Source organism: Flavobacterium cerinum, from assembly GCF_024496085.1.
Taxonomy (GTDB): Bacteria; Bacteroidota; Bacteroidia; order Flavobacteriales; family Flavobacteriaceae; genus Flavobacterium; species Flavobacterium cerinum_A.
On sequence record NZ_CP101751.1, the window covers coordinates 2547688 to 2561413 of the forward strand.

12 protein-coding genes and 1 riboswitch are annotated in these 13726 nt (G+C 39.2%); of the genes, 10 read left to right on the plus strand and 2 right to left on the minus strand.

The features are described from left to right. Positions 1 to 32: 32 nt before the first annotated feature. A complete protein-coding gene (locus NOX80_RS11405) occupies positions 33 to 1340 on the minus strand; it encodes a voltage-gated chloride channel family protein (RefSeq protein WP_256549911.1) in 1308 nt (435 codons plus the stop codon). Between the two features lie 37 nt (positions 1341 to 1377). Then, positions 1378 to 1440: riboswitch (Fluoride riboswitch) on the minus strand. 640 nt (positions 1441 to 2080) lie between these two features. On the opposite strand from NOX80_RS11405, the gene NOX80_RS11410 reads away from it, so the two are divergent. Genes NOX80_RS11410 through NOX80_RS11455 form a run of 10 tightly spaced genes read left to right on the plus strand, consistent with a single transcriptional unit; the run spans position 2081 to position 13083 of the window. Further along, a complete protein-coding gene (locus NOX80_RS11410) occupies positions 2081 to 2776 on the plus strand; it encodes a phosphoadenylyl-sulfate reductase (RefSeq protein WP_256549912.1) in 696 nt (231 codons plus the stop codon). Positions 2777 to 2801: 25 nt separating this feature from the next. Further along, positions 2802 to 3707, plus strand: a complete 906-nt coding sequence (gene cysD, locus NOX80_RS11415) for a sulfate adenylyltransferase subunit CysD (protein ID WP_256549913.1) — start codon at positions 2802 to 2804, stop codon at positions 3705 to 3707. Between the two features lie 31 nt (positions 3708 to 3738). Beyond that, the gene (locus NOX80_RS11420) at positions 3739 to 4974 is read left to right on the plus strand and encodes a sulfate adenylyltransferase subunit 1 (RefSeq protein WP_256549914.1); all 1236 of its coding nucleotides are present in this window, start codon (positions 3739 to 3741) and stop codon (positions 4972 to 4974) included. 4 nt (positions 4975 to 4978) lie between these two features. Continuing rightward, entirely contained in the window at positions 4979 to 5794 is an 816-nt protein-coding gene (gene epsC / locus NOX80_RS11425; RefSeq protein ID WP_256549915.1) for a serine O-acetyltransferase EpsC, read from the plus strand. Positions 5795 to 5817: 23 nt separating this feature from the next. Continuing rightward, entirely contained in the window at positions 5818 to 6729 is a 912-nt protein-coding gene (gene cysK / locus NOX80_RS11430) for a cysteine synthase A (protein ID WP_256549916.1), read from the plus strand. A 20-nt stretch (positions 6730 to 6749) separates the two neighbouring features. Next, positions 6750 to 7565, plus strand: a complete 816-nt coding sequence (cobA, locus tag NOX80_RS11435) for a uroporphyrinogen-III C-methyltransferase (protein ID WP_256549917.1) — start codon at positions 6750 to 6752, stop codon at positions 7563 to 7565. Continuing rightward, on the plus strand, positions 7555 to 9213 hold the full coding sequence (locus NOX80_RS11440; protein ID WP_256549918.1) for a diflavin oxidoreductase: 1659 nt from the start codon (positions 7555 to 7557) through the stop codon (positions 9211 to 9213). The genes cobA and NOX80_RS11440 overlap by 11 nt, the downstream gene beginning before the upstream one ends. Before the next feature lie 18 nt (positions 9214 to 9231). Beyond that, entirely contained in the window at positions 9232 to 10881 is a 1650-nt protein-coding gene (locus NOX80_RS11445; RefSeq protein ID WP_256549919.1) for an NADPH-dependent assimilatory sulfite reductase hemoprotein subunit, read from the plus strand. A gap of 43 nt (positions 10882 to 10924) precedes the next feature. Then, positions 10925 to 11635, plus strand: a complete 711-nt coding sequence (locus tag NOX80_RS11450) for a DUF2490 domain-containing protein (RefSeq protein ID WP_256549920.1) — start codon at positions 10925 to 10927, stop codon at positions 11633 to 11635. Beyond that, positions 11632 to 13083, plus strand: a complete 1452-nt coding sequence (locus tag NOX80_RS11455; RefSeq protein WP_256549921.1) for a TSUP family transporter — start codon at positions 11632 to 11634, stop codon at positions 13081 to 13083. The genes NOX80_RS11450 and NOX80_RS11455 overlap by 4 nt, the downstream gene beginning before the upstream one ends. A 70-nt stretch (positions 13084 to 13153) precedes the next feature. Here NOX80_RS11455 and NOX80_RS11460 read toward each other — a convergent pair whose 3' ends face one another. Continuing rightward, positions 13154 to 13720, minus strand: a complete 567-nt coding sequence (locus tag NOX80_RS11460) for a YceI family protein (RefSeq protein ID WP_256549922.1) — start codon at positions 13718 to 13720, stop codon at positions 13154 to 13156. Positions 13721 to 13726: the final 6 nt, after the last annotated feature.

Genomic DNA, 13726 nt, shown 5'->3' on the forward strand with positions numbered 1-13726 from the left:
AATGAATCGGTATTCTTTTTAAAGAATGGATATTAAGATCGTAAATTTTCTTTTTTTTCGGTTTCCGATAATGATTTACCTTTTAAACGAAGATAAAAATGATGTTTCGGACTACCGATGATTTGCGATGTATAAATACCGGTATGCCCGGAAAATAAATAAGCGGTTACACAGGCAATCCCGATATAAATTCCGCTTTCCGCACCAAATAATTCGATTCCCATAAGTGTACAGGCGATAGGAGTATTGGTTGCTCCTGAAAAAACAGCGACAAATCCCATTCCGGCTAACAAAGCCATCGGAAGCGGAACAAACCAAAACAAAGCATTCCCTAAGGTAGCGCCGATAAAAAATAACGGAGTTACTTCGCCTCCTTTAAAACCGGCGCCAAGCGTAAAGGTGGTAAATAATAGTTTTATAATAAACGAATAGGATACAAGATTATCTTGAAAAGCAGCTTGAATGGTAGGAATTCCGAGACCGATATATTCTGTTGTTCCGATGCTATAAACGGCTAGTGCAATAACAATTCCACCCACAAAAGGGCGCAATGGAGGAAAAGCTATTTTAGCTTTAAAAAAAGCACTCCAAAAGTGAGTTGTTTTTGAAAAAAGCAGAGCTGTTAAACCAAAAAGGATACCGGTAAAAACGGTCCACAAGAGGGTAGTCGGACTCAGTTCCGGAACGAAAGGAATGCTATATTGAGTATGGGAAATATGCCAGGCTAAACAGGTATAATGGGCAATGGCGGCGACTAAAAAACCGGGTAAAATAGCTTCATAACGGATGCGTCCCAGAATCATAACTTCTAAGGCAAATACAGCTCCGGCTAACGGTGTTCCGAATACGGAAGCAAATCCGGCGCTGATTCCCATTATAAGCATAATTTTTCGGTCTTCTTTGTTAAGGTTAAACCAATGGGAAAAACGATCGGCAATGGCACCGCCCATTTGTACAGCTGTTCCTTCACGTCCGGCGGATCCGCCAAAAAGATGGGTTAGCAATGTGCCGGATAAAACCAAAGGTAACATACGGAAAGGGATGATTTTTTTAGGCGAATGAAAGGTCTCGAGTAATAAATTATTGCCTTTAACGACGCTTTCGCCAAGATAATGATAACTCAAACCGATTATTAATCCGGCTAATGGTAACAACGCGATAATCCAGGGATGTGCTGTTCTGTAATCCGTTACCCAATCGAGCGAAGTCAGAAAAAAGGCAGATAAGGAACCGATTAATATACCGATTATAGTTGCCAGTATAAGCCAACGCAATAAAAAAGCGAATAAAGGAAGTTGGGAAAAATTGGCAATTTGCTGTTTAAAAGAATATTTGTCCATAATTGTCTTGATTACATGAGTCTATAGCGGTATAAACCGTTTTACAGACGTCATCAGCTTTTTAAGGCGGTTCAAGGCAGACATCATTGCCATAACAGGACAAATGTAGGAATAAATTTTTATTTCTGATTGAAGAGCAATCCGTTTTTTTAAAATAATGATATTGAATTTTACTGTTAAAAAATGATAAAAATAGCGAAAAGGGTAAGCTTTATTGCATTTTTAGCAGTGATTTGAATTATTAGTTTGTTCCGGATGAGAAAAATTAATTTCAAAAAAAGTTTTTTTATTTGGTAAATATTTAAAAATTGTTATAAGTTTGCAACATCTAAACGAATGATTCAAATGACAAATTATGTTTTATCTATTGCGATGTGTATGTGCTGCTCAGATTATGAGAGGAGCCTTGCTATTCGTTAATGTCGGTAAACATTTTCAATATCAGTAAAAACTCCTCAGGCAATTGAGGAGTTTTTTTTTGATCCGTTCCAACCAAAAAACAAAAAGTAAACAAAATAATACAAGTAAAATAAAATGACCGATACAACAACAATATTGATTTCAATCCTAACGACATCTGCAATTTGTATGATGATGATGTGTTGTTGTATGCGAAATTTCGCAAGAGGCCGCCTATCGTATTATTTGCTGTAAGATATAATAGTACCCGCGTATAAAGCCTCTTGATTTCAAGGGGCTTTTTTTATACCCGGATTTTACAATACACAAACAGAATAAACATGAAAGAAACAATAATCAATACGCTGAAAAAGGGAGGAAATATTCGGGAAAACCTGAAGCTTTTATCGGAAAATACAACCGGTAAAATAGTGTTTTCGACCAGTTTCGGTATAGAAGATCAGCTGATTACGGAATCGGTTTTCACACAGGATCTGGATAATATTGAAGTTTTTACATTGGATACCGGACGTTTATTTCCGGAAACCTACGCCACATGGGATAAGACATTATTGCAGTATGGCAAAAAGATAAAAACCTATTATCCCTATCAGGATCATCTGGAAACATTTGTTGAAGAAAGAGGAATTAATGCTTTTTATGAAAGTCCCGAACTCCGAAAAGAATGTTGTCATATCCGAAAAGTAGAACCGCTGCAAAGAGCATTAAAAGACGCCGATGTTTGGATTACAGGTCTCAGAGCAGAACATTCACCTAATCGAAACAGTCTTGAAATAGTGCAATGGGACGAACAATACCAGTTATATAAATACAATCCGTTACTTCATTGGACAACAGAGGAAGTTAAGACGTATGTGCAACAAAACGGAATACCTTATAATGTTTTGCATGACCGCGGATTTGTAAGTATTGGCTGCGCACCGTGTACAAGAGCAATACAGGAAGGCGATGATTTCCGGGCCGGAAGATGGTGGTGGGAAGAAACCTCCAAAAAAGAATGTGGATTACACCGTTAAAAAAGAACCCTTTAAAATTGATATTATGAGCAATACAAAAGAATATTTAAAACAGTTGGAAGACGAAGCGATTTACATTCTTCGTGAAACGGCTGCACAATTTGAAAAACCGGCGCTCTTGTTTTCCGGAGGGAAAGACTCGATTGTTTTGGTACATCTGGCGCTGAAAGCCTTTCGTCCGGGGAAATTTCCTTTTCCGTTAGTACATATTGATACCGGTCATAATTTTCCGGAAGCGATTGCTTTTCGGGATTACCTGGCCAATACGATCGGAGAAAAACTGATTGTCGGATCGGTAGAAGAGAGCATCCGTAAATACAATCTGAAAGAAACACCGGGGCGATTCCCGTCCCGAAATGCATTGCAAACCTATACATTACTGGATACAATTCAGGAATATGAATTTGATGCCTGTATTGGTGGCGCCCGACGTGATGAAGAAAAAGCAAGGGCTAAAGAACGGATTTTTTCTGTGCGGGATGATTTCGGTCAGTGGGATCCCAAATTACAACGGCCGGAATTATGGGATATCCTAAACGGAAAAATACAAAAGGGACATAATGTTCGGGTTTTTCCGATCAGTAATTGGACCGAATTAGATGTATGGCAGTATATCCAACAACAGAATATCGAATTACCGGGACTTTATTTTGCCCACGATAGGGAATGTATTGTCCATCAGGATAAACTGGTTGCCACATCTGAATTTATTCAGCCTTTGCCAACCGATACTGTGGTTGTGGAAAAAGTGCGCTATCGAACGGTCGGTGATATGACTTGTACGGCTGCTGTTCCTTCGGAAGCATCAACCATTCAGGATATTATTGATGATATTATCCGAACACGAATTAGTGAAAGAGGACAAACCCGTCTGGACGATCAACTATCGGAAGCGGCAATGGAAGACCGAAAAAAACAAGGCTATTTCTAAAAACAACCCAATCACTTAAAAAATCAGGAAAATGAACACATTAAAATTTATAACAGCCGGAAATGTAGACGACGGTAAAAGTACATTAATCGGGCGCTTACTATATGATTCAGACAGTATTCACACGGATCAGCTGGGAATCTTGCAAAAGCAAACGAAACAGGATAATGTCGAAATCGATTTATCACTGATAACAGATGGACTTCGTGCGGAAAGGGAACAAGGAATCACGATAGATGTCGCTTATAAGTATTTTGCGACTTCCAAAAGAAAATTCATTATCGCCGATGCACCCGGACACGAACAGTACACCCGGAATATGATTACCGGCGCTTCCAACTCCGATCTGATTATTATTCTGGTCGATGCCCGAAAAGGGATTACTACGCAAACGAAACGACATGCAAGTGTGGGATCGTTAATGGGAATTAAAAAAGCAATAATTGCCGTTAATAAAATTGATTTGGTCGACTATTCCGAAGCGGTTTTTAATACAATAAAGACCGATTTTGAAGGCATCCGTTCGGAACTAACATACGATGAAATTGCCTATATCCCGGTTAGTGCGCTTGTGGGTGATAATATTGTAACCCGATCGGAAAATACACCGTGGTTTGAAGGCGATGCTTTATTAAGTACTTTGGAACATATCGAAATTCCGACCCGTGAAAATCTTGAAGCGCGGTTTCAGGTACAATGGGTTATCCGACCAAAGGATGAAGAAAATCACGATTACCGCGGTTATGCCGGACAAGTGTTAAGCGGAAATTATGCCGCCGGTGATGTTGTCGTAATTCTGCCTTCCGGAATAGAAACCAAAATCACAAAAATTGAAAAACATCAGGAAACAATTGACAATACGAAGGCTGGTGATAATGTAGTCATTCATTTGGCTGATAATATTGACATCAGCCGCGGTGATACAATCGTTAAAAAATCGGCATTGCCATTGACTTCAAATGATTTAAGAGCCTGGATTTGCTGGTTGGATAACACACCGTTACAAATCGGAAAAACCTATCTGTTACAACATCGTTTTAAAACAGTACGGGTAAAAATTCAAACGGTAGATCGGAAATGGGATGTTAATCAATGGGAATTTGATACGACCAGTGAATTGAAAATAAATGATATCGGACAGATTTCATTGCGTTCGAGTCAGCCATTGTTCTTCGATTCTTTTATTGCGAATTCCAGAAACGGAAGTGCCATCCTGATCGATGAAACTACTTTTAATACAGTTGGAGCAGTCATGTTTTTACCCTAAAGTAATGGAACATCCGATCTATACAATAAATAAAAGGGAGAATAGCAATAGAATCCCCGATAAAATAAAAACCGGAATATGGATAGAAGCTCTTTTTAACTGGCTTTTTGCGATCGATACCACTTTAGATGATTACAACGCCTTTTTAAAAAAAGAAAAGGAATTACAATCTGAACTGGCAGAAATTATCCGAAGCGTTCTTAAAGGGGAAGAAACGAAAGCCGTTGTTAATAGTTTCTTTGAATCGTTGGAATCCGTTCACCGTCAGTTAAATGCCGACCTTGATACGATTTTTAATTTCGATCCGGCAGCAAAATCAAGAAATGAGGTGCTGGCAGCCTATCCCGGTTTTTTTGCAATAGCAGTGTACCGTTTGGCACATCAGCTATGGAAAAGTAACGTACCGGTAATTCCACGGTTAATTTCAGAATATATACATGGAAAAACCGGTATTGATATTCATCCCGGAGCGATAATCGGTTCGCGCTTTTTTATCGATCACGGAACCGGTGTTGTAATTGGTGAAACAACGATAATCGGAAACGATGTTAAAATCTATCAGGGCGTTACACTGGGCGCACTGAATGTCAGTAAGGATAAAGCCGAACAAAAACGCCATCCGACTATCGGTAATAATGTAATTATTTATGCCAATGCAACCATTTTGGGCGGAAATACGATTATTGGTGATGATGCTATAATCGGAGGAAATGTATGGATAACCCAATCGATACCGGAAAAATCACTTGTCTATCACAAAAGTGAAATTGTAATTAAAAGCCAGGCTTCTTTTCCGGAGCCAATCAATTTTGTCATATAAAAGAACAACTAAATAAAGAAAAAATGAAAGCAAATAACATATTAGAAACAATAGGAAATACACCGGTAGTCCGACTTCAAAAACTTTTCGGTGAACGGAATAACGTTTGGATTAAACTCGAAAAAAATAATCCGGGGAACAGTATTAAAGACCGTATCGCTTTGGCGATGATTGAAGATGCCGAACAAAAAGGAATTTTAAAACCGGGAAGTGTCATTATCGAACCTACTTCCGGAAATACCGGAATCGGATTGGCTTTGGTTGGAGCGGTGAAAGGATATCGTGTTATTCTGGTCATGCCTGAATCAATGAGTGTAGAACGACGAAAACTGATGGAAATCTACGGCGCTGAATTTGAACTGACACCACGTGAAAAAGGAATGAAAGGAGCAATTGAAAAAGCAAATGAACTGGTTACGCAAATTCCGAATGCCTGGTCACCGCAACAATTTGATAATCCGGCTAACGTAGCAATTCACGAAAAAACAACAGCTCAGGAGTTGATCAATGATTTTCCTGACGGAGTAGATTATCTGATTACCGGAGTGGGTACAGGAGGTCATATTACCGGAGTGGGTAAAGTTTTAAAAGCAAAATTCCCGCAACTTAAAGTGATTGCCGTTGAACCGGAATTATCACCCGTATTAAGCGGCGGAGAACCGGGACCGCATCCGTTACAGGGAATCGGTGCCGGATTTGTTCCGTCTGTATTACAATCGGAATTACTGGATGAAATTATTCAGGTTAGTAAAGACGAAGCCTTTGATTTTGCCCGTAAAGTAGCTAAAGAAGAAGGAATTCTGGTTGGGATTTCAACAGGAGCTTCATTAGCCGCGGTTGCACGTAAAATTCAGCAAATCCCGGAAGGAGCTACAATTGTAACCTTTAATTACGATACGGGAGAACGTTACCTGTCAATTGAAGGATTGTATTAATTAAAAATTGCAAAAAAACAATGAGTATAGAAAATAAAGGGAAAGTCATTTTAGCCGGTGCCGGTCCGGGTGATCCCGATTTGATAAGTGTAAAAGCATTACGCTATTTACAAACTGCGGATGTGATTCTGACCGATCGTTTGGTAGCGCCGCAATTGATTGCCGATAATGCCCGAAAAGAAGCCATCATCATTTATGTAGGAAAACAATGTTCGAAGGGAATTCATACACCGCAAAGTGACATTAATACCCTTATGGTGGAATTTGCCGGACAGGGAAAACTGGTGCTACGTCTTAAAGGAGGGGATGCGTCTCTTTTTTCTAATGTGTTGGATGAATTAGAGGTCGTAAAGGCCAATCAGATTCCGTATGAAATTGTACCCGGAATCTCGGCTGCTTTCGGTGCGGCTGCTTATACCGGAATTCCGTTAACCGCAAGAGGATTGTCTCGTGGTGTACGTTTTCTGACACTGTTTGACTTGTCAGCTGTGACTTCGGAACAATGGACCGACTGGGGAAAAACGGATGATACTCTTGTTTTCTATATGAGCGGACAACGATTGCAACAACTCGCCAATTATCTGTTGGCGAATCAGGTTGATAAGGAAAAAGGATTGGCAGTGATTCAACAGGCAACAACGCCTTTTCAAAAAACCAGAGTGTTTTCGTTTGAGGAACTAAAAACAAAGGAATTACCGGAATTCGGATATGTTCCCACCTTATTGATTGTAGGTAAAGTGGTTAAGCTGCACGAACAATTTGCCTGGTTCCGGGAACAATCTAAAAACGCATCTTATTTCGATAACCATATAATCAATTTTCAACATGCTAGCTGATAATAAATTAGAAGTATTAAAAGAACTGATCCGACAGTCTTCCCGAGAGGAAATTATCTGGACGAATGGTTATCTGGCGGGACTTTTGGCCCAAAAAGAAGTACAGCAACCGGTGGAAATAACAACGAATAATGTTACGGTAAAGCCAACGATAATCTATGGAACGGAAACGGGAAATTCCAAAAAACTGGCCTCGCAATTACAGGCATTACTGAAAAAGAACAAAATTCAGTCAAAAGTAATCGATGCCTTTCAATATCCGGTTGAAAAACTGGATAAGGAAGAATTTCTGATTGTGATTATGAGTACGCAGGGAGAAGGTGATCCGCCTCAAAATGCAATCAAGTTCTTTGATAACATTAGTAATAGTAGTGCTAATCTGGCTAAAACCCGATTTGCTGTTTTGGGATTGGGAGATTCGTCTTATCCGTTGTTTTGTAAAGCCGGTGAAGATATTGATCAGCAATTAAAACGTCTCGGAGCGCAACAAGCTGTTCCTTTCCAAAAGGCGGATGTGGATTTTACACCGGTAGCAGAAAGTTGGTTTGCCGCAATATTAAATAGTCTTCAGACAATAAATACCGGGAATGCGACTTCGGTAGCAGTGACTTCCGCAGCAGTAGTGGAAAAGAAAAATTATACCGGAATTGTACGGCATAAAGTAATCTTAAATGATCGGGATTCGAAAAAGGAAACACATCATATTGAAATTGAAACGGATGAACCGGTTGTTTATGAACCCGGTGATGCGATTGGTTTTTATCCGGAAAACAGGAGGGAAGAGCTACTCGAGATTGCGGTATTGCTAAAGGCAGAAGCGCGAAGTAACGAATTGCTTACGAAAAATAGCAGAGGGTTATCCAAAAAATCACTCGATGCGCTTTCAAAAGTATTTGAAATAACGATTACCGAAGATAAAGCGGATTTACTGGACATTCTAAAAAAATACCCGATAAAAGAAGGTGTTTCTTTTGATTCTGTATTGGAATTATTGCATCCGATTGCCCCGCGGTTGTATTCGATAGCATCCGCAGCTGAAGCCCACGAAGGAGAAATTCATATTACGGTTAGTAAAAATACATTTACGGTTGACAATACGATTAAAACCGGGTTATGCTCGCAATTTCTGGCCGATTTTACTAAAGATCAGGAAATAGCATTTTATATTCATAAAAACAGAAACTTTAAATTACCGGAGCCGGATAAAGATGTGATTATGATTGGTCCGGGAACGGGAATTGCTCCTTTTCGCAGCTTTTTGGCACATCGTGATGCTACCGGAGCCGAAGGTAAAAACTGGTTATTCTTTGGCGAACAGCATTTTGTATCCGATTTCTATTATCAGACTGAAATACAGGAATGGTTGGCAACCGGTGTACTGACACATCTGGATACCGCTTTTTCAAGAGATCAGAAACATAAAATTTATGTTCAGGATCGGTTAAAACAAAAAGCGAAAGAGGTCTGTAAATGGCTTGAAAACGGAGCGTATCTCTATATCTGCGGACAAAAAGATCCGATGAGTACGGATGTGGAAATGGTCTTACGGGACATTATTGCAACGGAAAAAAATGTCAGTACGGAAGAAGCGAAAACGATTCTGGAAAGCTGGGAAACGGAAGGTCGCTATCAGAAAGATGTATACTAAAATGATAAAATCAAGAATATGAGTAATGATAAATTATCCCCGATTGAAGCGATAAAAGTAAAAAGTGACGGGCTTCGGGGAACTTTAAAAGAAAGTCTGACCGATAATCATACCGGAAATGTCCGGCCGGATGATGAAGCTTTGGTCAAATTCCACGGTATGTACGTTCAGGATGATCGGGACAGAAGAACGGAAAGAGCGGAAAAAAAACTGGATAAATTGTATTCCTTTATGATCCGGTTACGTATTCCGGGTGGTGTGATATCTGCTGATCAATGGCTGACTACTCATGCTATTTCTGAAGAATACGGAACGGGTACACTGAAAATTACAACACGTCAGACCATCCAGTTACACGGATTGTTAAAACATCAGTTGCAACCTACAATACAAGGATTTCTATTGGCTAAACTGGATTCGATTGCAGCTTGTGGCGATGTAAACCGTAACGTAATCTGTAGTTCACATCCGCAGGTTTCCCCTTTATATCAGGAGATTTATGATTATGCCGATAAAATTTCCACGTTGTTATTGCCTAAAACGCAATCGTATTATGAAGTTTGGATTGATGGTGAAAAGATATACGAACGATCCGGTGAAGCTGATCCGTTATATCAGGATCGTTATCTGCCGCGAAAATTTAAAATTGCCGTTGCAATTCCGCCTACAAATGATGTGGATGTTTTTGCAAATGATATCGGATTGATTGCTATTATTGACAACGGAAAATTGAAAGGATTTAATATCGCAATTGGTGGTGGTTTGGCAACAACACACGGTAATCCGAATACCTATTCCCGATTGGCTACGATAATCGGATTTACCGATACGGAAGAAAAAACACTAAAAGCAGTCTATGAAATCCTGACCATTCAGCGTGATTACGGAAACAGAAGTGATCGTAAATTGTCCCGTTTAAAATATACGGTAGATAAACTGGGTGTCGAAAATTTTAAAAAAGAATTGGAAAACAGAATCGGTTTTGAACTGTTACCGGAACAAGAATATGAATTTACAGAGCGAAATGACCGTTACGGATGGCAGGAAAACCACGAAGGAAAATGGTTTTATACCTTATTTGTAGAACATGGGGTGATCAAACCTTATCAGAAAGAATTTTTATATGAATTGGCGCAATTGCAGCTTTCGGATTTCCGTTTTACGTGTAATCAAAACCTGATTCTGGGCAATATTGATGCTAGCGCTAAAACACAGGTTGAACAACTGATCGCAAAATATAAAATCGAAGAACAGGATAGCACAATGCGAAAAAGTTCAATGGCTTGTGTAGCTTTGCCGACTTGTCCGTTGGCTTTGGCCGAAGCGCAACGTTATTTACCGGAATTGGTTACTAAAATTGAACCTTTTCTGAAAAAATACGAATTGGATCAGGATGAAATCAGCATCAGGATGACAGGTTGCCCGAACGGATGTGGACGACCATATCTGGCAGAAATCGGTTTGGTCGGAACCGGACCGGGGCAATACAATCTGATGTTGGGTGGCGACAGACTGGGAAACCGGTTAAATCAGCTATATAAAAAACAATTAACAGAAAATGAAATACTATCGGAATTGGATATACTTTTCGATCAGTATATAAAAGAACGAATACAAGATGAAACATTTGGGGACTTTACATTCAGGAAATATTTTTCAATCAACTAAAAAAACACGGAGAAGTATAGCCTTTTTCCTTTTGTTATTCCCTATGATGCTGTTTTCTCAAAAAAAGGTGACCAATCAACAATTAATATGGTACACCTATAATAATACGATTCGGTTTAATGACAACTGGGCATTGGTCAGTGAAGTTCAGGAACGGCAGTTTTTCAATCCAACGGCACAACATCAGTTGGTTTTCAGAAGTAATATCCAACGAAAACTGATTGAAAACTGGATTGCATCAGCCGGGATGACCTATTTTTTACAAAGTCCGCAGGATCCGGAATCCGAAAGTAATCTGACGGTGCCGGAATTGCGACCGGATTTAGGCTTCGAGAACAAACAAAGATTGTCTTTTATGACCATTTCACATCGATATAAGGCCGAAGCACGTTTTATTCACGATTTTGCTAACGATGAATTGACCGGAGGATATCGTTTTTCGAGTTTTCGGTTTCGCTACCAATTGGGATTTGATATTCCGGTATGGCGAAATAAAGACACCAGAGAAGAGCGTTTATCGCTTAAAATTAAAGAAGAAATATTGCTGAATGCCGGTAGTAAGATTGTTAAGAATACGTTTGATCAAAACCGGATTTATGCCGGAATTAATTACCGGATCAATCCTGCTTTTTCAGTAGAGGCCGGTTATCTGAACTGGTACCAGCAACGGGTTTCCGGAACAGAATATTATGATCGTGATATTATCCGGTTTTCCCTGTTCCATACCTTATTTTTAAAAACCAAAAAGTCATGAAAAACACCCTATTCCCAATATTTTTAAAAAGTGATTCCTATCGCTTCCTGATAGTAGGAGGTGGGAATGTCGGACTTGAAAAGGCAGAAACCCTATTACGTCAAAATCCGTTGACAACACTTACCGTTGTCGCTCAGAAAATCAGCAGTAGTTTGTGGAAACTACAGGAAAAACACCCGTATTTAGAGGTGAAGGAGCGCTCTTTTAACGATTCGGATCTAAATACCGCTGATTTCCTGATTATTGCAACAGACAATACCGAACTCAACAGGGAAATTAAACAAAAAGCAAATGATAAAGGAATTCTGGTCAATGCAGCCGATCAACCGGACTTATGCGATTTTTACCTTGGATCGATTGTGAATAAAGGCTATCTTAAAATTGCGATTTCGACCAACGGAAAATCACCGGTCTTGGCGCGTCGTTTGCGTGAACATCTGGAAGAAGCAATTCCGGAAAACATCAGTGAAAGTATTGAAAACCTGAACGCATTTCGGGAACAACACAAAGGCGATATCCAGGCCAAATTACAATCGTTAAATAAAGCGACAAAGGTTTTGGCTAAAGAAGAAGATAAAAAAGAAGGAAAAAAATACAAAGAGCTCACATTTGAAATTACCGTTGTTTTTCTGGCTGTTTTCTTCGGATACGGTTTGTCGACAATTATTTCTGCCGATGAATTAAACGGTTATATAAAAGAAATACCACCGGCTTTTTACGGAATGGTTCTGGTTGGTTTTTTTGCCCAGTTGGTTGACGGTGCAGTAGGATTGGGCTATGGTGTAACTTGTGCGACCAGTATGATGTTATTTGGAATTAAGTTACCCGCCATAAGCGGAAGTATCCATACAGCCGAAATGTTTTCCAGCGGAATCAGTGGTTTTTCACATTATAAATTCGGCAATGTCAATAAAAAATTACTGTTATGGCTGGCTATTCCGGGGAGTATTGGAGCTATATTCGGAGCATTATTACTGATTTATCTTGGCAATAAATACGAAACGATTACGTATGCGATATTGGCATCTTATACAATGATCATTGGAATACGGCTGGTTATTATCGCTTTCCGAAAAAAAATCACACGAAAAAAAGTAAAACACACCGGTTTACTTGGATTTTCCGGAGGATTATTTGATGCTTTCGGCGGTGGCGGATGGGGACCAATTGTAACCTCTACCTTATTAGCCAAAGGAAGAAAATCCAGTTATGTAGTGGGAACTGTAAGTCTGGCAGAGTTTTTTGTTACATTCGCGGCCTCGGCAACTTTTTTTGCTTCATTAGGCGTTAGCCATTGGTATATTGTAATCGGTTTAATTTTAGGAGGTTCAATAGCAGCGCCATTAGCGGCACGACTTGCCGGGAAATTACCACAAAAAACAGCAATATTGGCAGTTGCCTTTCTGGTAATCGTTTTTAGTATCCGAATGTTGTTTAAAATATTTTAGAGAAAATATAATATAAAAAAAAGGTGCCGCATTAACGGCACCTTTTCCTTTTCATAGCAATATAGGGGAATTAGAACTGTAAGTTTACAGTTAAATCAAACTCATCATTGATAGCTTTATCTCCGATTGAACTGAAGATAGAACCTGAGTTATATTCAATACCGTATTTAGTTCTGTCAACTTTGAAGCTTGTTGTAGCCGTGTTTCCTTTTACAGTGATGTCAAAAGTTACAGGGTTAGTTTTGTCTTTGATTGTTAAATCAGCAGTAACTGTATAAACATCAGCACCTTTGTCAGCGATAGTTTTGAAAACTAATTTAGAAGTAGGGAATTTTTCAACTCCGAAGAAATCATCTGCTTTTAAGTGACCGTCTAATCCTGCTTTTGATTTTCCGGAAACGTCAGTAGCACTGATTGTAGTCATATCTACAGTGAAGTTACCACCTTTTAATTTTTTTCCTTTGAAAACTAAAGCACCTTCTTTTAAGTTAATAGTACCTTCGTGTTGTCCGGTTACTTTTTTACCAACCCAGTTGATAGTACTTTTAGAAACATCTACTTTTTTAGTTTGAGCTGATGCAGTTAAAGTACCTAAAGCTACTACTAAAGCTAACGCAATTGATTTTAAATTTTTCATTTGATT